Source organism: Pedobacter psychrodurus (genome assembly GCF_032678585.1).
GTDB lineage: Bacteria > Bacteroidota > Bacteroidia > Sphingobacteriales > Sphingobacteriaceae > Pedobacter > Pedobacter psychrodurus_A.
Genome location: NZ_JAVTSN010000034.1, coordinates 1 through 21,605, shown reverse-complemented (window position 1 = coordinate 21,605; position 21,605 = coordinate 1). Strand labels below are relative to the sequence as shown.

25 protein-coding genes and 1 pseudogene are annotated in these 21,605 nt (G+C 44.7%); 15 read left to right on the top strand and 11 right to left on the bottom strand.

Features of this window, described 5'->3' with window-relative positions; translation table 11 throughout:
• Positions 1-85: 85 nt before the first annotated feature.
• The 4 genes from R2S57_RS20430 to R2S57_RS20415 form a co-directional block, all read right to left on the bottom strand.
• The gene (locus R2S57_RS20430; protein WP_316846791.1) at positions 86-1,150 is read right to left on the bottom strand and encodes a DUF932 domain-containing protein; all 1,065 of its coding nucleotides are present in this window, start codon (positions 1,148-1,150) and stop codon (positions 86-88) included.
• The gene (locus R2S57_RS20425) at positions 1,140-1,334 is read right to left on the bottom strand and encodes a hypothetical protein (protein WP_316846790.1); all 195 of its coding nucleotides are present in this window, start codon (positions 1,332-1,334) and stop codon (positions 1,140-1,142) included. Before R2S57_RS20425 ends, R2S57_RS20430 begins: the two co-directional genes overlap by 11 nt.
• A 54-nt stretch (positions 1,335-1,388) precedes the next feature.
• Positions 1,389-2,102, bottom strand: coding sequence for a hypothetical protein (locus tag R2S57_RS20420; RefSeq protein ID WP_316846789.1), 714 nt, complete (start codon positions 2,100-2,102; stop codon positions 1,389-1,391).
• A gap of 383 nt (positions 2,103-2,485) precedes the next feature.
• Positions 2,486-2,941 (bottom strand): JAB domain-containing protein, encoded by a 456-nt coding sequence (locus tag R2S57_RS20415; RefSeq protein WP_316846788.1) that lies wholly within the window; start codon positions 2,939-2,941, stop codon positions 2,486-2,488.
• 725 nt (positions 2,942-3,666) lie between these two features.
• Here R2S57_RS20415 and R2S57_RS20410 point away from each other — a divergent pair.
• Positions 3,667-4,719 (top strand): IS110 family transposase, encoded by a 1,053-nt coding sequence (locus R2S57_RS20410; RefSeq protein ID WP_316846787.1) that lies wholly within the window; start codon positions 3,667-3,669, stop codon positions 4,717-4,719.
• 298 nt (positions 4,720-5,017) lie between these two features.
• On the top strand, positions 5,018-5,521 hold the full coding sequence (locus R2S57_RS20405) for an RNA polymerase sigma factor (RefSeq protein WP_316846786.1): 504 nt from the start codon (positions 5,018-5,020) through the stop codon (positions 5,519-5,521).
• A 123-nt stretch (positions 5,522-5,644) separates the two neighbouring features.
• Here R2S57_RS20405 and R2S57_RS20400 read toward each other — a convergent pair whose 3' ends face one another.
• Both R2S57_RS20400 and R2S57_RS20395 read right to left on the bottom strand, forming a co-directional pair.
• Positions 5,645-6,004 carry a PleD family two-component system response regulator gene (locus tag R2S57_RS20400; RefSeq protein WP_316846785.1) on the bottom strand — a complete coding sequence of 120 codons (360 nt, stop codon included), beginning with the start codon at positions 6,002-6,004 and terminating at the stop codon, positions 5,645-5,647.
• Positions 6,005-6,539: 535 nt separating this feature from the next.
• Positions 6,540-6,950 carry a LytR/AlgR family response regulator transcription factor gene (locus tag R2S57_RS20395; RefSeq protein ID WP_316846784.1) on the bottom strand — a complete coding sequence of 137 codons (411 nt, stop codon included), beginning with the start codon at positions 6,948-6,950 and terminating at the stop codon, positions 6,540-6,542.
• 299 nt (positions 6,951-7,249) lie between these two features.
• Here R2S57_RS20395 and R2S57_RS20390 point away from each other — a divergent pair, with 299 nt between their 5' ends.
• The 6 genes from R2S57_RS20390 to R2S57_RS20365 all read left to right on the top strand — a co-directional run bounded on the left by R2S57_RS20390 (position 7,250) and on the right by R2S57_RS20365 (position 12,855).
• On the top strand, positions 7,250-7,720 hold the full coding sequence (locus tag R2S57_RS20390) for a (2Fe-2S)-binding protein (RefSeq protein ID WP_316846783.1): 471 nt from the start codon (positions 7,250-7,252) through the stop codon (positions 7,718-7,720).
• Positions 7,713-8,732 (top strand): xanthine dehydrogenase family protein subunit M, encoded by a 1,020-nt coding sequence (locus R2S57_RS20385; RefSeq protein WP_316846782.1) that lies wholly within the window; start codon positions 7,713-7,715, stop codon positions 8,730-8,732. The genes R2S57_RS20390 and R2S57_RS20385 overlap by 8 nt, the downstream gene beginning before the upstream one ends.
• Before the next feature lie 23 nt (positions 8,733-8,755).
• Positions 8,756-10,993, top strand: coding sequence for a xanthine dehydrogenase family protein molybdopterin-binding subunit (locus R2S57_RS20380; protein ID WP_316846781.1), 2,238 nt, complete (start codon positions 8,756-8,758; stop codon positions 10,991-10,993).
• A gap of 114 nt (positions 10,994-11,107) precedes the next feature.
• The gene (locus tag R2S57_RS20375; protein WP_316846780.1) at positions 11,108-11,683 is read left to right on the top strand and encodes a PPC domain-containing DNA-binding protein; all 576 of its coding nucleotides are present in this window, start codon (positions 11,108-11,110) and stop codon (positions 11,681-11,683) included.
• 71 nt (positions 11,684-11,754) lie between these two features.
• The gene (locus R2S57_RS20370; protein ID WP_316846779.1) at positions 11,755-12,303 is read left to right on the top strand and encodes a GDSL-type esterase/lipase family protein; all 549 of its coding nucleotides are present in this window, start codon (positions 11,755-11,757) and stop codon (positions 12,301-12,303) included.
• 45 nt (positions 12,304-12,348) lie between these two features.
• On the top strand, positions 12,349-12,855 hold the full coding sequence (locus R2S57_RS20365; RefSeq protein WP_316846778.1) for a hypothetical protein: 507 nt from the start codon (positions 12,349-12,351) through the stop codon (positions 12,853-12,855).
• Positions 12,856-12,936: 81 nt separating this feature from the next.
• Here the strand turns inward: R2S57_RS20365 and R2S57_RS20360 are convergent, their stop codons facing one another.
• Both R2S57_RS20360 and R2S57_RS20355 read right to left on the bottom strand, forming a co-directional pair.
• Positions 12,937-13,254 carry a hypothetical protein gene (locus R2S57_RS20360; protein WP_316846777.1) on the bottom strand — a complete coding sequence of 106 codons (318 nt, stop codon included), beginning with the start codon at positions 13,252-13,254 and terminating at the stop codon, positions 12,937-12,939.
• Positions 13,255-13,430: 176 nt separating this feature from the next.
• Positions 13,431-14,141, bottom strand: a complete 711-nt coding sequence (locus R2S57_RS20355; RefSeq protein ID WP_316846776.1) for a YetF domain-containing protein — start codon at positions 14,139-14,141, stop codon at positions 13,431-13,433.
• A gap of 315 nt (positions 14,142-14,456) precedes the next feature.
• Between R2S57_RS20355 and R2S57_RS20350 the strand changes: the two genes are divergently transcribed.
• The gene (locus R2S57_RS20350) at positions 14,457-14,978 is read left to right on the top strand and encodes a hypothetical protein (protein WP_316846775.1); all 522 of its coding nucleotides are present in this window, start codon (positions 14,457-14,459) and stop codon (positions 14,976-14,978) included.
• A 589-nt stretch (positions 14,979-15,567) separates the two neighbouring features.
• On the opposite strand, the gene R2S57_RS20345 is transcribed toward R2S57_RS20350, so the two are convergent.
• The 3 genes from R2S57_RS20345 to R2S57_RS20335 all read right to left on the bottom strand — a co-directional run bounded on the left by R2S57_RS20345 (position 15,568) and on the right by R2S57_RS20335 (position 18,028).
• On the bottom strand, positions 15,568-16,065 hold the full coding sequence (locus R2S57_RS20345; RefSeq protein WP_316846774.1) for a peptide-methionine (S)-S-oxide reductase: 498 nt from the start codon (positions 16,063-16,065) through the stop codon (positions 15,568-15,570).
• Between the two features lie 161 nt (positions 16,066-16,226).
• Positions 16,227-16,835, bottom strand: a complete 609-nt coding sequence (locus R2S57_RS20340; protein WP_316846773.1) for a hypothetical protein — start codon at positions 16,833-16,835, stop codon at positions 16,227-16,229.
• A gap of 575 nt (positions 16,836-17,410) precedes the next feature.
• A complete protein-coding gene (locus R2S57_RS20335) occupies positions 17,411-18,028 on the bottom strand; it encodes a class I SAM-dependent methyltransferase (protein WP_316846772.1) in 618 nt (205 codons plus the stop codon).
• Positions 18,029-18,142: 114 nt separating this feature from the next.
• Between R2S57_RS20335 and R2S57_RS20330 the strand changes: the two genes are divergently transcribed.
• The 6 genes and pseudogenes from R2S57_RS20330 to R2S57_RS20305 form a co-directional block, all read left to right on the top strand.
• Positions 18,143-19,123, top strand: a complete 981-nt coding sequence (locus tag R2S57_RS20330; RefSeq protein WP_316846771.1) for an SDR family oxidoreductase — start codon at positions 18,143-18,145, stop codon at positions 19,121-19,123.
• Between the two features lie 5 nt (positions 19,124-19,128).
• A complete protein-coding gene (locus R2S57_RS20325) occupies positions 19,129-19,704 on the top strand; it encodes a GDSL-type esterase/lipase family protein (protein ID WP_316846770.1) in 576 nt (191 codons plus the stop codon).
• Between the two features lie 59 nt (positions 19,705-19,763).
• Positions 19,764-20,030 (top strand): hypothetical protein, encoded by a 267-nt coding sequence (locus tag R2S57_RS20320; protein ID WP_316846769.1) that lies wholly within the window; start codon positions 19,764-19,766, stop codon positions 20,028-20,030.
• A 48-nt stretch (positions 20,031-20,078) separates the two neighbouring features.
• On the top strand, positions 20,079-20,252 hold the full coding sequence (locus R2S57_RS20315) for a hypothetical protein (RefSeq protein ID WP_316846768.1): 174 nt from the start codon (positions 20,079-20,081) through the stop codon (positions 20,250-20,252).
• A gap of 20 nt (positions 20,253-20,272) precedes the next feature.
• A complete protein-coding gene (locus R2S57_RS20310; protein ID WP_316846767.1) occupies positions 20,273-20,458 on the top strand; it encodes a DUF3606 domain-containing protein in 186 nt (61 codons plus the stop codon).
• A gap of 169 nt (positions 20,459-20,627) precedes the next feature.
• Positions 20,628-21,605 (top strand): annotated as a pseudogene (locus R2S57_RS20305) (excinuclease ABC subunit A); the annotation flags it as partial.

Here is a 21,605-nt window from a genome sequence, read left to right as displayed (position 1 = left end):
AAAGAGTTTCAGTGACCCTGCGGAGCTTGGTGCGCGTAGCGCGCCCCGGGAATTTCAGAAATGAAATGGCCTTACGGCCACATCATCAATTTAGCTGAAGGCTACCACTATGGGAAAACATTTCGCATAGGTTAAATGTTGTCTGTGCACGCTGGAGACCAGTGCCCCACATGATGCTTTTGAGTTTATGCTCTTCACTCCCAAAGTTTCTCACATTCTGAAAATAGCCTGTAACGGCATTGTAAGCGCCGAACAAAGTTCCTTTTGCGGTAATCTCCTGTTGCGAAGGTGCGGCAAGGGCATAATCAAAAACGCTGTCGGCAATATTTAGATAATGGCTGGAAAGGTGATGGAATTTTTCTTCCTGTAAACTGTTGAGCACTTCTTTGCTGGGTGCCATTGCAATTCTTATCAGTTTTTTAAGCTCCTTATCGGTAATACGCACCTTTGACCAATGATTAAAAAGTTGTTCCATTTCACTGGCGAGGCTATTGGAGATTCCCATCAACTGGTGCGCCTGCTTTAATCTTTCAACAGCACTTGCGGTATGTCGTATTTTAATGCTGTTCTGTCCGGACGGGATGGCGGCGTTTAAGGTATTCTGGCAAATTATCCTAATTGGCGTAAAACCTGCTGTGATACTTCCATACCCATCATGTGAGGTCGTCAGAAAAACATATTTTTCGATCAGGTCATCCTTCCCCACTCTAATATAATCGGGAAGTTTTGCGGTAATAAAAATGCGCTCCCCTTTCCCTAATGCACCCGCGGTTTCATAGCGTATATCCGTATCATTGCCTACGATGCTATCGAAAAATGAAAATGCATCGGTATTCTGTACGATCTGGTAATCCTTGCCGACCACACCCAATATCTCTTCGGTATCTGTTCGGAGCGTCGCAAAATAATTCGGCACCGATACCTGCGGTTCAATTCCATCTGCGAGGGCATTCAGCAGATCAAAATTTGTGTTGTCAAGGGTGAACAATGGCCTCTTTTCGACGGTATAGTCCAAGCCTGTATGTTTGATGGCCCCGGCACTGGTGGGGTAATCTTCAACAACCTTACCCAGTCCATGCCATGCTTTTTCCCTGACGGTAAAAAAACTGTGTTCTTTGCTCTTCTGATTATAATATAAGTTATGCGCCATGGTTTCTATTTTTTAGGTTACGGGTGTGGGTACTTAGGATTTCAGAGTTTATCACTTTTACTTTTGGGGTATTGGTAATGAAGAACCGGGAGGACTTTTCCATTTCCTGCAGTGTTTCGTTGATATTTCCGTGGGAGGTCTTTACCTGTATGCGGACTATAAAAAATATTTCTTCTGTTTTCATGGGGATTAGATTTAGGTTAATCCCGCCCCAAAGGGGCAGGATAAAAGATGGGCTTTAAGCAGGAATGGTAATTTCTGCCTCAATTTCAGCTAAACGGCTGATACATAGATCACGTACGAACATGGCTACGGCCTTGATAATTACAGGGTTTTTGGTAGAAAACTTATTGCGTTTATCGTCTGTGATCTCCAGTTCACAGCCCTGGTAATAATTGGAGGTTGTGTCCTCTGCCTCTTCTTTCTGCTCGACCTCGAACCTGTCAAGGTTATCAATGGTATAGACCAGTCTTCCTCTTTGTACCATCCGGCGGTGTAGTTCTTCCACAAGTTTCAGGGTACCTTCCAAATTCATGGTGGGTTTTTCGGTTTTGCTTTCCACTTTTTGAGCTTCGGATTTTTCCGCTTTAAATTCTTCAGGCTGAACAACCGCACCAAGCGATTTTGGTGCCTCTGCATTTTCCCCGATGGTTTCGGTTTTTAGGGCCAATGGGGTTTCCTGTTTTTGAGGTTCATCCTTCCTCGATGTTTTATTTTCAGCATTTATTACCTTTCCTGCCATTGGCTGATAGATAGGGTTTTTAGCGCCTTTGATGTCTAAAAAGTCTGCTTTTCCGTTTGCTGTACTGATACTTTGATTTTTCATGATTTTTGATTTTAAATGATTGATAAAAAACTGTTTGATAATCTGCCCAATTGGGGCAATGTTTCCGACATGCTCCGCTTTGCGGAGATACGGGATCGGCGGGCTTCTTCCTGTTAATGGGTTCATGGCTTAATTATTTTTTGTTCAAAGTCAGTCGGCGGGAGCCTCCCGGCTTTTTGTTAAGCCACCTCACCTTGATACAATGCGGCCTGCGAGGCAAGACTTTGCGAACAAAAAATACGCTCCGCAGGAGGAAGATTTTTTTTCAGCAAACCCTTTAGGGCCTGGTCTTTCCGGCAGACGGATTGTTCAGAAATTTGCTACTCAAAATGCCTACAGGTACTTTATGCGCTTTATTTCAATCAAAAAAATGGAAATCCGGGTCGGGAAACCCTCGTAGGAACTATGTGGTTCAGAATTAGAGTGAAAAACCCGAATGCACAACAAGTTTTCTTAAGCGAAATGAACAAAAAATAAGCTCCTATGAAAGGATCATAGGAGCTCGGATCTTATAACATCTCCCCATCTAAAAAACTGAAGTATCTATCGGTGCATACAATGATGTGATCGAAGACCTTTATATCAAGCAGCTTACCTGCTTCCGATAGCTTTTGGGTCAGCTTGATATCGGCATCACTCGGCCTGGATTCCCCTGAGGGATGGTTATGGGAAAGAATAATCCCGTTGGCACAGGCTTTTAAAGCGATGGCGAAGATAATTTTTGGATCGGCTACCGTTCCGGACATCCCGCCCTGAGAGATATTGACAATCCCCAGTACCCTGTTCCCCCTGTTAAGCAGAATGATTTTGAACTCTTCCACCAGTTCTATTTTATCCAGGCTCCAACTGCCCATGAGCACCTGGTAAGCTTTGGCCGAGCAATCAATCTGTGGCCTTTCTGCGGGTTTGAATTTTGGACGGTAGCTAAGTTCAATTTCTGCAACCTGATAATTTACGTTTTCCATAACATTTAATTTAATTATGGTGCCCCAGGTGGTTTTATGGCCGCCAAAGCAAAAGAAGCAACGGAATAAATGGCAAAGTGCGAAAATGCCACAGGTGGGTTTATGCCGGAATTTCTTTTTGCGTGCCGGGCATCAAACCTAAATTTGTACCCGAATTGAATGGATACCCCCCTTTTGCCAACTTTTGTTGTACAAAACGGCTTTTAATGCCCCCCATTAGCAAACTGAACCGCTCATAAACAAACTGTTACAAGTGTGTTTTTCTTCCGCCAGGGACAGACGCGGCATCCTTTTGGAACAAAAGATACAGCAAATGGCCCGGCCCGCAGGGGTCGGCTAAAACACCCCGAATAGCACCTCAGTAGACCGTTAGCCTTCCCGCTATGCTTCCTACTGACCGCTTATCAAAACGCAGCACCGGAAGGAAAACTATTGATAAAATCACCTACGATGTATAAATTTGTTTAAAGCGAACGGAAAACTCAATATTAAACAATCCTCATATGAATTAATCCCCATCAAACTTTTAACTGATTGATCTTATGATTATTGGGAGCAGACTTAAGATCAACTATAGGCAAGACCAATGCTTAAGTAAGAGGCCCGGCAAGAAAACGATCAATGAAATTAAAAGGACGGTCAGGTGAGTCATGTCATTGCTCAGGTAAGACCTAAATTCAAGTAAACGCCTGACCGTTTGAGATGGGGTTATAAAAACATCTATTATGGATGCATTAAACAAAACAAAAAAGTATGTCTATTTCATCGGGATTGACATATCAAAAGAAACCCTGGATATCGCCGTCATGGTCCGTGGATCTATCCTGATCCACAACACCATCCCCAATGAACCAAAACCGATCGGCGACCATATGGCGCAGCTGAAAGCATCATTAAAATTTACCACCAGGAATGCTGTTGCCGGGATGGAAAGTACCGGCATTTATGGCAACCACCTGATCAACAAACTCAAGTCGCTTAAAATTGATACCGTCGTTGACCCGCCGCTCCATATTAAAAATTCCCTGGGCACCACAAGGGGCAAAACTGATAAAAAAGATGCGGAAAGAATCGCCCTATACCTCTACAAATCCAGGGATGTATTAAGGTTACGGGTACCAAAACGGCCGATCATCGAACAGCTGGCCATGCTTTCCACTTTGAGAAAGCGGCTGCAGTCCCTGCATATCGCCATGAGGGTCCCTTTGAAAGAGAACGCAGGTTTTGTCAAAAAAGGGCTGATCGAACAGAGCAACAGGCTCTGCTCCAGGAGTATCGATGCACTCAGACTGGACATACAGGATGTTGAGGATTCAATAGAGGCGACGTGGAAATCTGATGGGGAAACCAACCGGCTGATGACGCTGATCCAGTCGGTGCCTTGCGTGGGGCCGGTGATTGCCATGCAGATCCTGATCTGCACCAATGAATTTAGAAGTATAAGGACCATCAAACAGTTTGCCTCTTATGCCGGCGTAGCGCCCTTTCCCTATAAGTCGGGGACCACAGTGAGTAAGAAAACCCGGGTGTCAAAGATTGCGAATAAAAAAATGAAAGCGCTTTTACACAGCTCTGCCGTTCTGGCCAAAAGGTTCGTCCCGGATATCAAGGCTTACTATCACCGTAAACTGGATATAGAGGGAAAACACAAGATGTCGGTACTCAATGCAATCCGGTTCAAAATCGCTGCGAGGGTATATTCCTGTGTAACAAACAATAGAATGTATGAAAAGAACCATAAATACAGGCCTGTTACCGATATTGACTATCCGATCTAACCGTCAGTATTCAGAAGTTGACCGATAACGGTCAAAACATGCCTTAACTTCATTATCGGCAAGTCTATCAACAAAAAAACAAAAACCAGTCTGGCTTATATCGCCTGTTCCCCGCTACCAGATATAAAAAAAGCTCCCGGAAATCCCTTGGGGAACAATTGGATTTCAGAAGAAAAACGAACACGACTGCGGCCATAGCAATTTGTAGGGTGAAATCAAAAAGATTCATCAAATGGAAATAAAGACAAACCATTTTGGAAAAAGTATGGTTATATAGAAACCTAAAATCCTAATGTCTATGAAAACAGCAACATTCAGTAATATGGTTACAGCCCATGCAGATCAACTTCATGCCCATGCCCTAAATTTCACAAGGGATACTGAGGATGCAAACGACCTGGTTCAGGATACCCTGATCAAAGCCCTAAGGTTCAAGGAAGGCTTTCAGGAAGGCTCCAATTTTAAAGGGTGGTTATTTGTGATCATGCGGAACACCTTTATCAACGATTACCGTAAAAATGCAAGGAAAAATGCAGTCGTTACCACAGAGGAAGAAATCAGCAGTGCGCACCTCACCGGAAGTGCATCAAAAAACAGTGCAGAACACAAATTTGCGATGCAGGATATCCAGAACGCATTGAACGGACTACCTGAGGCTCACCGGATGCCATTTGTGCGCTATGTGGAAGGATACAAATACCATGAAATTGCTGATGAGCTTGAAATCCCTCTTGGAACAGTTAAAACCCATATCCACCAGGCGAGGTTAGAACTAAAGAAAAAATTAAAATTATACCGCTAGAAAATCAGCTCACATTAAACAATTATTTGAAATGTACTGCCGGTCCCGTATGACCGGCTTTTTTTTTAGGCGGTAACAAAGGAATCAAATGATTACACCAACCAGTTCACCCGGAGCGATCAATTATTTTCTGACCAGGCTTTTTACCTCTCTTATCAGCTCCACCAGGTCGAAAGGCTTGGTTATCACCCTATCCGCACCATATCCAAAGGATGATTGCGTTTTGGCACCGATACAGGCAGAAACGATTATTACAGGGATATGGTTTATTCCATCAGTCCGTTTTAGTAATCTGCAGAGTTCCCTTCCATCAAAGCCATCAAGTTCAATATCCAGCAGGACCAGATCCGGCCTGATTGCAGTTACCTTAGGGATAAACCCCTTTGCACTGATTAACGGAAAGACTTCCATTCCTTCCATTTCCATGGCCAAGGCCATTACTTCAAGATTTGTGGGTTCGTTTTCAACAATAAGAATTTTCATAAGACAGCTTTTTCCGCTAGGAGTCCAGTAACATTTGATCCGGGCAGGTGAAACCTTTACAGGGAAATATAAGAAAAATATCAGAATCAGGAATTATGAAAACAGCAATCAAGCACTGGCAGACGATTTTTCATCAAATTCAATAAAAAAGTTACATCTCCAGCCAACCCGGCAGCCAACTTTAATTTCGATAAAACAAAAAGGAGCAAATGGCCAAAAGTAGGATATTATTCACTGCTGCCTGTCGCGCTCAATGACAAAATCAAGCTAACAACCTCAAATGATCTCTACTTCAAATCAGCGCTCCAAACAATATTACAAACTTAAAATTACCGCCCACTCCTCTTCAAAAACTCAAATGACATCAACAGATCAAAACTAAAACCGATTTCTTTTTAAAGAGTAAATTTTCAATTTTGGTGGATCCTGCTGATTTGACATCTGTTTTTCCCTGTTGGCTTAAGCTTTAAAAAATTCTCGGTATAAACCCTAAACTTCAGACATACAGATCATCAGCTATAGAGGAAACACCAGATCATCCGCGGGCTGCGATCTGATAATGCCCGTCTTTAGATAGCACGCGGTTTATAGCGGTCAGAAAATCATCGAAATACAAAGGCTTGATCATATAATGATCGGCGTGGACGCTGAATGCGTCAAGAGCATAATCTGTATAAGCGGTGATAAAGATAATATAGTCTACTTTATCACGGATTTTTCTGGCAAAATCAATCCCCGAAACAGGCATGCGGATATCCAGAAAAAGAAAATCCATTCTTATATCAGACATTTCATCAAGCGCTACCGACGCGTCCTGATAGGAACCAAAAAGCTGAAGTTCCGGCAGCCGGTTGATGTAATTTTTAAGCACCTCTAAGGCTGTTGCATCATCATCTATAATCACACAGGAGTATGAAGGTAATAATTGGGAAAGGCTAGTTGACATTTCAAAAATTAATCAAATTTCAGGCCACTGTTCCGCAATATCGCTAGCTGCCTACATCCAAAGCCTTTTCGCAGGCATACACAGCAGGATCATTCCGGTTGCCGGAAACCTCTGAAAATAGATGACATCCTCACCTGACAACCCCTAAAATCACGTCAGGAAGGCGAGTTTCTAAATCCTACTTCGGTCAAACCCTCCTCAACTTTATTGCAGGTAGGCGGCATTTATCTTCGAGGTTTAAAACTTTTTTGCCCACTGGCCAGTTTTAGAAACAGGCATACAACTCAAAACATAATCAGATGGGCAAAACAATACTTACAGTCAACGGGATCCGGCATGAGCTGAACTTAAGGCCATGGGTTTCCCTGCTCGACGCGCTGCGGGACCGCATCAAACTTACCGGCACAAAAAAAGGCTGTGACCATGGACAGTGCGGGGCATGTACGGTCATCTGTGATGACAAAAGGATATTGAGCTGTTTGAGCCTGGCGGTGATGAAAGACGGCTCAGCAATCACGACGATCGAAGGCCTTTCAAGCGGTGATGACCTCCATCCCCTGCAAGAGGCCTTTATTGAGCATGACGCCTTTCAGTGCGGTTATTGCACCCCCGGTCAGATCTGCAGTGCAGTGGGGATGCTCAAAGAGAACCGCGCCTCAACCCGCGAAGAAGTTGCCGAACTGATGAGTGGCAATCTTTGCAGATGCGGGGCAAATAAGGGAATCATTGATGCGATCATGCAGGTAAAGCAGGGAGGGTGGAATGAATAATTTTGAATACCTCCAGGCCAAGGATACTGTAACCGCAATCGATCTGCAGCAAAAAGAAGAAAACGCCTTTTTCATCGCTGGCGGGACCAATTTGATTGACCTTTGGAAATACAATGTATCAAACCCTTCCACACTGATTGATATCAACCATATCAGTACAAACCAGAAAATAACAATAAACCTGGATGGAGGCATCAGGCTAGGCGCAGCGGCACGGAATGCAGACACAGCCTATCATCCGCTGGTTGAAGAAAGATATCCGCTGCTCTCCAAAGCCATTCTCGCAGGGGCATCGGCGCAGATCAGGAACATGGCCAGTAACGGGGGAAATCTTTTGCAGCGAACACGCTGCTATTATTTTTATGACCATCAGGTCCCCTGCAATAAACGCATTCCGGGATCAGGCTGCCCGGCAAAAACAGGTTACAACAGGATGCACGCAATTTTGGGCACAAGTGACTCCTGTATTGCCGTGTTTCCCTCAGACATGTGCGTCGCGCTCGCTGCGCTAGACGCCAGGGTTAACCTGTCAGGCCCTGAAGGAGAACGGAGCATCGATTTTACCGGTTTCCACCGGCTTCCCGGCGACAGGCCCGAACTGGACAACAACTTAAAAGCCGGGGAACTTATCACCTCAATAGACCTTCCCGAAAAAGGCTTTAAGGAAAATTATTCATACTTAAAACTCCGCGACCGGCATTCCTATGCCTTTGCCCTGGTATCGGTCGCGACCGTCATGACCCTCGAAGAAAACATCATCAGGGAAGCACGCATTGCCCTGGGCGGCGTTGCCCACAAACCATGGCGGGTGAAGGAGGCGGAAGACTTCTTAGTGAACAAAGCGGCTACCCGCGAAAACTTTTCAGCAGCGGCCGGACTGATACTAAAGGGAGCAAAAGGCTCCGGCAATAATGATTTCAAAATCCCCCTGGCCAAAAAGGCCATCATCAGAAACTGCCTGATGGCGCTGGATCCATCTTCTCAGCAGCCCGGGGCGCAACCTTCAGTATAAACCATACCATCAACTAGGGAAAAATGCATACAGATAAAACCGTTGGGAAACCCATCAGCCGATTAGAAGGCAGACTTAAAGTAACCGGAGCGGCTAAATATGCGGCGGAATATGATGTAGAAAACCTGCTCCACGGCTATGTGGTGAACAGTTCCATTACAAAGGGCAGCATTGTCAGCATAAATGCCAGAAAGGCAATGACCATTCCAGGCGTAATATCGGTCCTTTCGCACCAGAACAGGCCCAAACTGGCCTGGTTTGATCTCCAGTATGCCGATATGGATGCCCCACCGGGAACCGTGTTCAAACCGTTTTTTGATGAGCAGATCCTATATAACGGCCAGCCCATCGCGCTGGTTGTGGCCGAAGATTTTGAAACTGCCCGTTATGCAGCCACACTGGTAGAATTCGACTTTGAAGAAAAACCTTTCGAGGCTTGTCTGGATGATCAAAAAGGGCAGGCAAGAGCGCCTAAAACCGGGCTTGCAACCGCGCTCAAACCTCCTCCTCCCCCGCCGACAGGTGATTTTGAAGAAGCCTTTGAAAACGCCGCTGTCAAGGTCGAAAGTGATTTCAGCCATGGCACCGAGCACCACAACCCAATGGAGCTTTTTGCTACCACCACTAAATATGAAGGTGAAGGCAAGCTTACCATTTATGATAAAACACAGGGCACGATCAATAACCAGCTTTTCGTTGCCAATGTATTCGGCCTCAAATATAAAGACGTGAGGGTGCTCGCACCTTTTGTGGGCGGCGCATTCGGTTCCGGCCTGAGGCCGCAATACCAGCTGCTTTTATGCGCCATGGCAGCCCTCCATCTCAAACGCAATGTGCGGGTTGTACTCGACCGTAAACAGATGTTTTCTTTCAGCCATAGGCCGCAGACCTCGCAAAAGCTCAGGTTCGCCACCGACATCAATGGCAGGCTTACCGCTATGAGCCACAGTTCGGTGAGTGAAACCTCGTCTTATGAGGATTACACCGAACCTGTTGCCTCATGGAGCCACCGCCTTTACCCGGCACCCAACACACTTTTTGAACAAAAGGTTGTCCCGTTGGATGTCTGTACCCCTATGGACATGCGGGCACCAGGCGGCAGCACATCCCTGCATGCGATCGAATGTACGATGGATGAACTGGCCTATAAGCTCAAAATCGATCCGCTGGATCTCAGGCTGCTGAATTATTCGGATGTGGATCCCTCGAGCAAAAAGCCATATACCAGTAAAGCGTTAAGGGAATGTTACCTGCAGGCCGCTGAGCGCTTCGGATGGAAAGACCGTAACCCGGAGCCAGGGAGTATGAGCCGTGGAAATAAACTCATCGGCTACGGCATGGCTACGGGGATCTGGGATGCTTTCCAGTTTCCCTCACGCGTAGAAGCTATGATTACCGCAGAAGGAAAAATGATACTCAATAATGCTGTAACCGATATCGGCACCGGCACGTTCACCGTAATGACCCAGATTGCAGCTGATGAACTTGGTTTAGCTATCCAGGATGTGGATTTCCGGTACGGGGACAGCAAAAAACCGTTCTCCATGTTCCAGGGCGGTTCGGCGATGACCTCTTCCACCGGGGTTGCGATCGTAGTGGCGGCAAAAGAACTCAAGAAGAAAATACTCAAAGTAGCCAGAAAAATGGATAACTCCCCATTTGCCAAAACTGGGGACAGGGAAATTACCTTTAATGCAGGGACTATACAGTTAAAAGCTGATCAAACAACAGCTGTATCCTTTAGCGAGATTATTGCTTTCAATAAAGGTAGGACTATCAAGACCACCAATATGGGAAAACCCCATATGCTAAAACTCAGGAAATACGGCAAAGCCACTCATAGTGCATCTTTCGTAGAGGTTGAGGTAGACAGGGAGCTGGGTACAGTGACAGTCACCAGGGTGGTTACCGCCGTAGCAGCCGGAAAGATCATTAACCCGAAAACAGCCAAGAGCCAGATCTATGGCTCTATGGTCTGGGGCATCAGCAAAGCGCTACATGAAGAAACCATTATGGATAAAAACCTTGGAAAATATATCAATGCAAACCTTGGCGAATACCATATTCCGGTGCACGCAGATATCAAAGAAATGGAAGTCATTTTTGCCGATGAAAAAGATGAACTTATCAATGAACTGGGCGTTAAGGGCGTCGGGGAAATCGGGCTGGTAGGCATGCCCGCTGCCATTTCCAATGCGATCTTCCATGCAACGGGGAAACGCATCAACAGTTTGCCCATCCATTTCGATGAACTGATATAAAGATCATAGCTGCATAGCAGTCAAATTACCGGATATGCTCAATCCCATGATCGTCAGAAACGGAAAGCGTTAAACCTGAAGATTCAAACAATCGGTTAGGATTTGCGGTTTTTAATGAAAAGACAAGATATGAAAATGAACCTTTTTAAAATCTGTCTGGGTGTGATGATGTGTATGTCCACCCGGCAGCTAACCGCCCAGCAATACGTATCGCCAACGAAAGCAGTCGAATCCGGGAAAGCCCCAAAAATGAAAGTCAAACTTTTAAGTGTTAACGGCAAAAGCTCCACCTATCTCATCGTATTTTCAAAAGGCGACGAGGTGGTATCCGGCCTGACCGATTTTGCGAAACAGTATCAGGTTAAAAGCGCCCACTATACTGCTATCGGTGATGCGCTATCCGCCAAAGCAGGATGGTACGATTACAAAAGAAAAGAATTTAAAATTATCCCAATCGACACCGCAGAGGTGACCTCCTTCATAGGAGATATCGCAATATACAACGGAAAGCCAGTTGCACACACCCATTTCAGCGCAGCAACCGCTGATGGCATTGTGCATGGCGGCCACCTGCTGGAGCTGATCATCGGCCCTACCCTGGAACTCACCGTTACCACAGAACCGACCGCCCTGTACAAAAAACTGGATCCTGAATTTGGGGCGGCTTTTATCGACCCGGATCAGAAATAAATTATAATGGAGAGCGGATTTACCGATAAAAGTCCAAATAGATTTTAGCGGATAAAAAGAGCGCATAAGAAATGGAGAAAATTGTCTTTTTTGGCAACAGTCTGGTAGCTGGTTACGGTTTGAAAGATCCTGCAAGCGAATCGCTCCCGGCATTGATCGATCAGAAACTAAAACAGCACGGGATGAATTTCCAGGTGGTCAATGCCGGGATCAGCGGAGATACGACTGCTTCCGCGTTATCATGGATAGCGCGCTCGCTTCAAGGCGGCATCGCCATTTTTATCATTGAACTGGGGGCCAATGACTTCTTAAGGGGCATAGCCCCCAGTCTCATCTATGATAATCTGCAGTCCATCATATCCCGCGTAAAATCGGAATGCCCCAGGGCATCAATACTCATCCCGGGCATTGCGCTGCCACAATGGGCACACATGTCCCACGGCAGGGGATATGGCGGGATATATGAAAAGCTGGCAAGAGAGAACAATACTGCCATCGTACCTTCATTTCTAAAAAACGTGTCCGGTAAGCGTGCACTGAACATGCCTGATGGTGTTCATCCCCTTGCCCCTGGATATCAGATCGCCTCAGAAACATTTGGCCGGAGATATGCGCTTTAATAAAGGCAAGTGCCGTTAGCGATCACCAATAAACGGACAGATGATATGAGCAGAAAAAGCAGGATCCTGGAAGCTGAAAAGTTTGAAAGCGCAAGAAGCCTTGAAGCTGCCGGAGAAAACCTTCAGGCCATTAAAGCCTACCATCTGGTACTTAAAAAAAATCCCTTGCATACTGCCACTACCTCGAGACTGCTGATCTTATACCGAAAGGAAAAAAATATCCAGGCGGAAATCACCCTTTTAAAAGATTCCCTCAGCGCCCATGAAAACCATAACGCCGAATCGCAGCGCGAATGGATCAGTGAGCATAAAAAAATCGCCGAGGACTCCCGTCCACTGGCAAAAATGCTAGGCATGCTCGGTCCGGACGAGCTCCCCTTTTATGCGCATGAAATCCTGCAAAAATGGAAACGCCGTCTCGCCGCGCTGGAAAAACGGTTAATAACAAATGCCGCCAAAAGCTCAGCGGCAAACAGACCGGGGCCGGAAAAGGCCGCCTCCAAAACAAAAAACATGAAAGATCAGGGGCAGAACTCCAAAAAGAAATTTTGAGCTGGGTGTTTCAGCTGCAAGAACAGTAAACCTTTAGCACCCAAATATATCCCTGAAAACCAAAACCGTATAAATATCCGCTTATTTACCATAGCGCCCTTTCTTTTCACTTGCTGCATGCTTATAGGGTATATAGCCCAGCCTACCACATCTTTCCCCTACCAGCAGCTCAATATCCATCGGCATATTGTTTACAATCCGGTAACGGATCTTATACTTCTGGTTATAACTCAGCTGAACCTTTAGCACGTCAACTGCAGATCTTTTTCCCAAAAGAGTGATCAGGTGGAAATCCTGAGGTTCCCTAGCCGCCCTGAGCAGTCTATTGTCCATGATCTTTGCCAGTGCTGGCTCCCGAAGAAATTCTGTCTCCAAAACAGCGGCTACACAAATCTTCATCAGACAAAATTACCATCTCACCGCCATCTACAAACGGGATGAAGCTAACCGTTTGAAAAAGAGAGTTATTTTATTTGTGCACAATCTGCTGAAAGCATACCGCGAATTTGACAAGCCATACAAAATCTACAATAAAAAACATCAAAAGCAATTCTTATAAATAACTGCCTCAACAGTTAGGATTCAACCGCGCTGACCCACTCCTCTCCACTGCATTTCGGGCAGACCGGAAAATCCCTGCCTGAGGTAATATACCGAGTATAACCACAGTGGGTACAGCTAAAATGTCCTGCGGAGGAAACTGATGTGCCAGCACTCCTGATCCGTTCTTCAGCGACATGTTCCTCGGGGATTATGCCCAGTCCGGGAACCATTTCTGATTTTGGAAAGCACCATACCGACACCAGCCCCGAAGTTTCAAAAAAAGCATTTTTTACCTGGCCCAAATGCTCAATATCCTTACTGCGCAGAAACCGGTAAAGATCCTCATGGCTCAGGCTGTTTTTGTTCAGTGAGGTATTAATGATCATCCCATCCTTGACCAGACAGTCCGGCCGCCCTTCCATAAAAGCCTCCAGTTTCTTATTGCGGTTGATGATCCATTCAGCAGCGCTCTGCAGGATAGCCACCGTGGTGATCACTACCATCCCGTGCACAATGGGAATATCCTTGCCCATCATCGGATCACCGACCGCTGAACCGAAACAGATAATGATGGCAAGCTCAAGCGTACTCAACTGCCCCATGCTCCGTTTACCCAGCAGCCGGAGCAAAATGATCGTATAGCCGTACATCACTGCCGTACGGAAAACGATCTCCAGTAAAAAACCATAAGGAAGATCACCAAAAAATATCCTGTGAAAATCAAAAGTTCTGAATGCGTCCATAAATAAAAAAGGCCTAAATTAAATCCGCCCTAGCTCAGAACATGTGTAAAATTCAAAAGGTTTTAAGCGGAGTGGTATTCAGCAAAGAGCTCATAAAACCGGTTCCTACCGCGAACAAGATCCTGATAAAGTTTTCGGTCAGAAAGAAACAATGTCTCCATCATTGAATAATCGGCTACACAATATCCAGCTAGCGCTGTTCATTGCAGTTGGAACCCACATACAACTAAAACCGGGGTCATGACCTTTTCATTGATCTAAGCAGCTCAGAAGCAGATTAAGGTGTTCGTTTCATTCATTACCGCAAATCGCGTGATGAAGGAACAGTTTCTGATGGGATCAGACTTTAGTTTGATCAAGCGCCCAAAAGAGGCACCGAATCCAACATCAATTGAACAGAATAAGATCGGTAACTGCTTAAAGAAATTGCTCATGAAAAAGAAATATCCAACATTGACTTTACTGGTATGGGGATTATTTTCAGCCAGTGTCCTGGCCCAACCACTGACCGGATGTGGTAAAGCGGGGACTGTAACGATTTATTATCAGCAAAATGGCTTCGGAAGCGGCCTCAATTTTCTTAAGCCAAAGTACGAAGGGGCATTTTCAACGTTAACTTCAAACACGTCCGTATGTCCCCGTTTCACCAGCGCGGCAATACACAACCCAACAACATTATGCTGTATAGGAACAGACTGCGCCGCAAATAACTACTTATATGATTTCACCAATATCGCATGCCCCTTAGATGAAAATTCCCTATTCCTATTCTTTCTCACTGCCATAACAGGCATTTATGCTATACGCAGGTATAGCTCAGCATTAAGTCAACCATAAGTTTTACAGATATGAAAGAAAATCTAACCAGAAAAAAGAGCAGCTGTAAAACCACCCTTTATCAGACAAAAACCCACATTCATCACCGGAGGCAGACCCGCCCGGGGTTCTTCAATGCCCCTAAAACCGGAAAGGGCCGGAATGAAGCCCCAGAAAAAAAATCGCCTGATTTTCTTATCGGAGCATCAACAGTTTCCTCAGCCCAACCGCATGATAACAGCTTTGATAAATGGCGGGAAAAGATGGTCAGAGACGAAATAAAATGCAGGCGGATAATAAAAAAACTGGTCCTGTTGAGTATGCTTTTTGTCATTCTTCCCCTTTTGATCCTATTGTTGGCAGCAATGGCATTAACCCTGTGAACTCAGCATTACTCACGCGGAAATGAAAATCTTTCGTACCATCTCATGGTTTTGTGTTTATCAGCTTAATTGGCACTGCTTCAACGTTTATATTGCACCTAAGCAAGCAAAATGAACCATTTTAAGACAGCTCACAGGTAAATAATAACATGTTAAAAATCCAAGTAGACTGGCACTTTCATTAATGAAGATTAGCTGATGCCTAAATTAAAACTTCGCCACCTTAGTTAATCCTGCAGCTTGTTTCTATCGACAAAACTGGAAAACTTTGCGAGTAACACTTTTAATTTAGGATGCACAATATTCTTACAAAAGGGTTTTTGAGGATTATCATAATAGTAATTCAAATATTCGTTACTGTTAAGCTTAAATGCGATGAGTGGCAGTACCTGTGTAATGATCGTATCGGAAAAGTGGATCTGTAGATCCCCTATCACAGCAGCCGATTCACGCCCTTGCCCATCTGAGGTAAAATACACAGCAGAGCGATATTTGGTACGCATACTGTGCCTGGAAGTACAGCTGTGTGTATACAGGTGAACTTCAATCAATGTTTCCAAACTGACCGCAATAGGTTCATAACTGACAACTACGGCTTCTGAAAACTCAAGGTGCTCATCAGCAGACGAGATCCAGCCTTGCTCAACCTTTTCAACCCCAATCAGCGATTGAAATATGGCTTCTGTACACCAATGGCAGCTCCCACCAAAACCGATTCTTTCCAATGTCTACTTTTATAAATAACTCAATCAAAGCATAAATTGTTTTATCGAATACCCAGACCAATTTAAAATTTCTTCAGCACATTCCCTCTCTGTTTATCCTTCCTGCCCTTCACATTCATCTTCCGGATAGCCAATCCCCTTTTCCCCTTTTTAATTTTTGATCAATAGCCCGTGTCTGTAAGCTTGAAAGCATAGTTGATGTCCGCGGTAAATTCCCTCTGCTCTGCAACCGCAGTAAAAACAAATTCCAGCGTCGGCTCAAATTCCTTATCGCTGATGATCTTTCCGTTATCCATCCTGGTTTCGACTTCCTGCATGGTAAGCCCGCCGAAAATCTCCACCGTGTACCAACCGTTTTCCAGCGCAACCAAAGGCCTATGCTGAAGCCGGTAACGCTCGATCAATCCGGCAACGCTGGCATCAGTAAAATTTTCCAGAATCCGCCAGGTAAATAAAAAGACTGTTCCATTTTCAACTTTCAGAACATAACCGTCCTGGCGCACTTGCAACTGGCTGTCATCTTTCAACAGTTCTACCGAACTGCGCTGTGAATGAAAAATGATCGTGTAAGGACAGTTTTCAATCCCTACCATGGGAATAATAATCCCGTTCTCCACAATATCATCACCGGTACTACTCGTTGTCAACTCCCTGGCCAGATCATCAGGCAGACCAAGATCAGTTTTATATGCACTCAAGAGCTGAATATCGCCTAAAATAAAATAATTTATTGCATCGTTGAGTACTTCTGAAAATTTGTCCAATACCATGGTATATCTGATTTTTGCTAACTTAAATACAAATGTGCTGATTAAATATTATTCCAGCGATACTTCATTGCTCAATCCCGATCTACAATCTTTAAGAACTTGCATTAAAGAAAAGCCAAATTTCAACTTCAGGTCATCCTGCGACCGTTTCAAATTCTTATACTGGGGATTTTTGCAAAAGTGCCACTACTTTATGGACAGAGTAGTCACTTATTCCGCATTAAATTATGGCCTGGTTAGGCCTTAAAGTGTGCACTTGGCTTATTTTTAGTGTTTCTAAGCTTGTTGTGGGATTCTTGACTGGATTGCCGACTTTTATGGCTTGCGTGGAATTGGATATTTAACGTCTACGGTTCCGGAATTTGACAGGGGCGGCGTGATAATGGAAGACAGGATAAATACTTAAAGGCAACACCATGATCCACGATAAAAAACAATGATTCGCAAAAAAAGGCGCCCCAGAAAAATTGCAATCAAGAAGTGGAAATTAGAAGTGCTCCTCCAAACAAAGCCTGGAGCTCGCAATTATTAGCAATTAAAACCTATAGTATTTAGGGGCATTTCAAATGATGAAGTTATAAAAAGTTTTTCCTCACGCACCAGGTTGTCATGCTACGCATATTTTGGACATTTGTAGTTTTGATCGGTTCGTGAAGTTTCCCGGAAAGCTTTTTAGTCAATCTAAGCAGCATCTCCTGATTTACCAGAAAGCGTTCTGATTCATCGGGAAGTATGTATCTGCCGTTTCCAATAAACCTTACCAACGACTCGATACCAATATCTGATGCCAGACGGCAAAAAAAGTACCCTCCTGGTTTAAGAACCCTCCATATTGAATTCAGCATCACTTCAAAATGCTCAAGATTTTCTGCAAAATGCAGAACTGCGCTACTGATCACCAGATCAAATTTTCCATCCTCAAAGGGTAGTTCCTCTATAGGCAATGTTGAAAAATTATCCTTGGAGCTTTTTTTTGAAAGACGAGCAGCTAAATCCTGAATCTGGGAAATTGCATTAGAATCTCTATCGACACCATAGACATCAAGCCCTTGACTTAAAAAGTAGGTAAGGTTCCTTCCTGTGCCACATCCTGCATCGAGGACCACCTTACAATCCGAATAGGTATTTTTTAACAGTTGGTCCAATAAATAGATGTCAATATTCCCGTAAATTTCCCCAATACGCTCGCCCATATAATAAATAAACAACGAAGATAGGAACTGCAAGTGGAAATGAGATCATACTTTAAGATCAAAATAATAAGAACTGATCAAAAACATTCGCATTTGTTATCGGGTTAGTAGATAATGGGACAGATCAATAAAATTGAAAATAAAAAAAGAAATATCGTCGTTACCGGAGCGTCAAGCGGTGCAGGAAGGGCAATTGCACTAGCATTCGCCAGTAATGGTGACAATCTAACCATTGGTTCCAGAAATCTTTCTGCCCTAAAAGAACTGGCCGAGGAATGTTCCCTGCATGGAGTTAGCGTGAAATGCGTCGAAACCGATGTGGCCGATTACCATTCAGTTATCAATTTGGCCGCTACTGCTTCAGAAACCTATGGATCTATAGACGTTTGGGTAAATAATGCTGGTGTGCTGGCCATTGGCGAATTCGACATTACACCAATGGAGGTAAGCGAGCAGGTCATACGGACAAATCTACTGGGCTATATGCATGGGGCGCACGCCGCCCTTCCCTATTTTAAAGCTCAGGGAAACGGCATACTGATCAACAACATTTCAATCGGAGGATTTCTTCCGGTTCCATTTGGAGCAAGCTATTCGGCTGCCAAATTCGGACTGAGGGGATTTTCATCAGCACTAAAATCAGAACTTGTAAAATATCCGAAAATATTCGTCTGCGATGTATTTCCCGGTTTTTTGGATACGCCGGGGATGCAGCATGCCGCAAATTATACCGGAAAAGTGCTTAAACCAGGTCCAATAGTATATGACCCCAACCGTTTGGCACAGGAGATCATTAAACTTTCCCTAAATCCCAAAAAAGAGAAAATGGTAGGCAGCTTTTCATCACTGTTGCGGATTTCGCGGGTAATTTTTCCTGAGCTCACAGACAGGATTTCGGGGAGCATCATCACTACCTATCTAAAACAGGCAAAGTCGATAGAACCGACGAGTGGAAATTTATTCAATCCGGTAGATTTTGGAAATTCTGTATATGGCGGATGGGGAATACCTGGGCGGCCAAAAGCGCATAGAAAATACATTGCAATTGGTGCACTTGTATTTATTTCCGCACTCTTGATCAGAAAAAAACTTTAAGGTATATGAAAAGAATTGTTTTTTTTGGCAATAGCCTTATCGCAGGATATGGATTAAATAATCCTTCAGTTGAATCCATACCAGCCCTGATTGCCGGAAAACTTAGATCTGCCAACCTGGATTACGGGGTCATCAATACAGGAATCAGTGGGGACACAACCGCTTCTGCCCTTGATAGGCTCGACAGGCATTTAAGCGGAAATATCGACATTTTTGTTATCGAACTCGGTGCCAACGACTTTTTACGGGGAATAAGCCCACTTGACGTATCCCATAACCTACAGGCCATAATATCAAAGGTAATAACTTATTATCCGCAGGCAGCCATCCTGCTTTTGGGATTGGCATTGCCGGAATGGGCCCATGGAGTGCATGGTACGCAAAGTCAGGCCTACCAGAACATCTACAAAGACATGGCGGCAGAAAACAAAATTTCACTTGTGCCATCCTTTTTAAAAGGAGTAGCAGGGAAACCTGGGCTAAACATGCATGACGGAGTGCACCCACTTGCGGCAGGATATCAGATTGCAGCAGAAAACATTTGGCCGGAGCTGTCCAAACTGATCGACAGAACTCTCTAAAAAATTTCAGTCCGTGAAAAAAATTACCATGCCAGCCAGGATCCAGGAAGGAGAAAGATATGAAAGCGCAATCCCATCCATATCGATGCGGTTTCCAGACTGCTAATTCTTATAGGAAAACAAAAGACAGGGATGCAGAAATTGAACTTTTGCTGCGGGCCTTTGAATTTACTGGGGATAAAAAATACCTGAAGGAAGCGGAGACCGCCGCAAAAAAACTGGGGGACGTTGGCTACAAGATCATGTACCAGGCCAACAATACTGCGTTTGCTGCCGGAGCACTGCTCCGGTTATTTAAACTTACAAATCGCCGTCAGTCAGATTAACACCATCCAAGGACAGAAACCAGGATCTGGAAGCCTTTATAATGGGGAATGAAACCGTACGCATCAGCTGGAAAAAGCGCAACCAGCAATAAATCCAATAACGCCATTACCATTATTGAAAAGGTAACCGTTCAGGCTCCCAGAGAAAAAGTCTATGCCTTCTGGAAACTGGCGAAATTCAGTTTATCGCCAGCTAAACAATCAGGTCAGAGAAATTGTTAAATGAAGAAAACATTGATACTATGAGCGATAACAAAAGTAAACAGGACGGCAGGGAAGATTCCAAAGTGGATCTCAATGATGCCAGCGAAGTAGCTTATGCTGCGAAACAGGCAGGGGTTACTCCATCAAAGTACAAAGAACTGGCAAAAGCTTCGGGCAGCTCGTCGAGAGAAAAGATAGCTGAATATATCAAAAAAAACAGCTAGTCCGGACAGTAAAGCGGAGCTTGAATAAGAACAGGCCAGAAGATCCGGCCTGTTTTTTTAGTTCATCTTTTATCCCTTTTTTGGATTGCCGGTTATAAATATCAAAAGAAGTTGGCCATTTCAGTTACAATAAGGGGACAAGAAAAATAATATGCAGGAAAACAAGGATATGATCAGGGTCAGAGGTGCGCGTGAGCACAATCTTAAAGATATTGACATCGATATCCCAAGGGATAAACTTGTGGTATTTACCGGTGTCTCCGGATCCGGTAAATCCTCACTTGCATTCGGAACTTTATACGCCGAAGCCCAACGGCGTTATTTGGAATCAGTTTCCCCATACGCCCGTAGACTTTTCCATCAGATGAGTGTTCCTGAAGTGGAATCTATAGAAGGCCTGCCACCAGCCATCGCCCTGCAACAGCAGAGAGGCGGAAGCAGCACCCGTTCATCGGTGGGAAGTGTGACCACGCTGTCCAACCTATTGCGCATGCTCTATTCCAGGGCTGGGGACTACCCCAAAGGACAGCCCATTATTTATGCTGAGGGCTTTTCGCCCAATACCCCACAAGGTGCATGTCCGGAATGCCACGGTTTGGGAAGCGTATTTGAAGTTACAGAAAAAACAATGGTCCCCGATGACCGTCTGACCATCCGGGAACGGGCAGTAGCTTCCTGGCCCCTGGCCTGGCAGGGGCAGAACCAACGGGACATATTGGTTTCAATGGGTATCAACGTAGATATTCCCTGGAGGGATTTACCCAAAGATCAGCGGGACTGGATCCTTTTCACGAACGAAACCCCAACTGTTCCGGTTTATCCTGGATATTCTCCCGAAGAAACCGCAAAAGCCATAAAAAACAAGAAGAGTCCTGATTACATGGGAACTTTCATCGGAGCCAAACCTTATGTACTCAAAACATTCAGTTCAACTCAGTCCGAACTGATGAAAAAAAGGGTAAGCCGGTTTATGGTCAGCAGTAAATGCCCCGAATGCAATGGAAAGCGGCTCCGAAAAGAATCCTTAACTGTCCGTTTTGACGGGAAAGATATTGCTGAAATCTCACGGCTCCCCATTTCGCATCTTTGTGACGTTTTTAAAAAATTTGCACAAGCTAAAGGGATGGAATCAGAAAAGCAGATCGTG

Bases quoted from the DNA above. Each gene is read 5' to 3' on its own strand.
- R2S57_RS20430 (WP_316846791.1), bottom strand. From the start codon at position 1,150: ATGGCGCATAACTTATATTATAATCAGAAGAGCAAAGAACACAGTTTT.
- R2S57_RS20425 (WP_316846790.1), bottom strand. From the start codon at position 1,334: ATGAAAACAGAAGAAATATTTTTTATAGTCCGCATACAGGTAAAGACC.
- R2S57_RS20420 (WP_316846789.1), bottom strand. From the start codon at position 2,102: ATGAACCCATTAACAGGAAGAAGCCCGCCGATCCCGTATCTCCGCAAA.
- R2S57_RS20415 (WP_316846788.1), bottom strand. From the start codon at position 2,941: ATGGAAAACGTAAATTATCAGGTTGCAGAAATTGAACTTAGCTACCGT.
- R2S57_RS20410 (WP_316846787.1), top strand. From the start codon at position 3,667: ATGGATGCATTAAACAAAACAAAAAAGTATGTCTATTTCATCGGGATT.
- R2S57_RS20405 (WP_316846786.1), top strand. From the start codon at position 5,018: ATGAAAACAGCAACATTCAGTAATATGGTTACAGCCCATGCAGATCAA.
- R2S57_RS20400 (WP_316846785.1), bottom strand. From the start codon at position 6,004: ATGAAAATTCTTATTGTTGAAAACGAACCCACAAATCTTGAAGTAATG.
- R2S57_RS20395 (WP_316846784.1), bottom strand. From the start codon at position 6,950: ATGTCAACTAGCCTTTCCCAATTATTACCTTCATACTCCTGTGTGATT.
- R2S57_RS20390 (WP_316846783.1), top strand. From the start codon at position 7,250: ATGGGCAAAACAATACTTACAGTCAACGGGATCCGGCATGAGCTGAAC.
- R2S57_RS20385 (WP_316846782.1), top strand. From the start codon at position 7,713: ATGAATAATTTTGAATACCTCCAGGCCAAGGATACTGTAACCGCAATC.
- R2S57_RS20380 (WP_316846781.1), top strand. From the start codon at position 8,756: ATGCATACAGATAAAACCGTTGGGAAACCCATCAGCCGATTAGAAGGC.
- R2S57_RS20375 (WP_316846780.1), top strand. From the start codon at position 11,108: ATGAAAAGACAAGATATGAAAATGAACCTTTTTAAAATCTGTCTGGGT.
- R2S57_RS20370 (WP_316846779.1), top strand. From the start codon at position 11,755: ATGGAGAAAATTGTCTTTTTTGGCAACAGTCTGGTAGCTGGTTACGGT.
- R2S57_RS20365 (WP_316846778.1), top strand. From the start codon at position 12,349: ATGAGCAGAAAAAGCAGGATCCTGGAAGCTGAAAAGTTTGAAAGCGCA.
- R2S57_RS20360 (WP_316846777.1), bottom strand. From the start codon at position 13,254: ATGAAGATTTGTGTAGCCGCTGTTTTGGAGACAGAATTTCTTCGGGAG.
- R2S57_RS20355 (WP_316846776.1), bottom strand. From the start codon at position 14,141: ATGGACGCATTCAGAACTTTTGATTTTCACAGGATATTTTTTGGTGAT.
- R2S57_RS20350 (WP_316846775.1), top strand. From the start codon at position 14,457: ATGAAGGAACAGTTTCTGATGGGATCAGACTTTAGTTTGATCAAGCGC.
- R2S57_RS20340 (WP_316846773.1), bottom strand. From the start codon at position 16,835: ATGGTATTGGACAAATTTTCAGAAGTACTCAACGATGCAATAAATTAT.
- R2S57_RS20335 (WP_316846772.1), bottom strand. From the start codon at position 18,028: ATGGGCGAGCGTATTGGGGAAATTTACGGGAATATTGACATCTATTTA.
- R2S57_RS20330 (WP_316846771.1), top strand. From the start codon at position 18,143: ATGGGACAGATCAATAAAATTGAAAATAAAAAAAGAAATATCGTCGTT.
- R2S57_RS20325 (WP_316846770.1), top strand. From the start codon at position 19,129: ATGAAAAGAATTGTTTTTTTTGGCAATAGCCTTATCGCAGGATATGGA.
- R2S57_RS20320 (WP_316846769.1), top strand. From the start codon at position 19,764: ATGAAAGCGCAATCCCATCCATATCGATGCGGTTTCCAGACTGCTAAT.
- R2S57_RS20315 (WP_316846768.1), top strand. From the start codon at position 20,079: ATGAAACCGTACGCATCAGCTGGAAAAAGCGCAACCAGCAATAAATCC.
- R2S57_RS20310 (WP_316846767.1), top strand. From the start codon at position 20,273: ATGAGCGATAACAAAAGTAAACAGGACGGCAGGGAAGATTCCAAAGTG.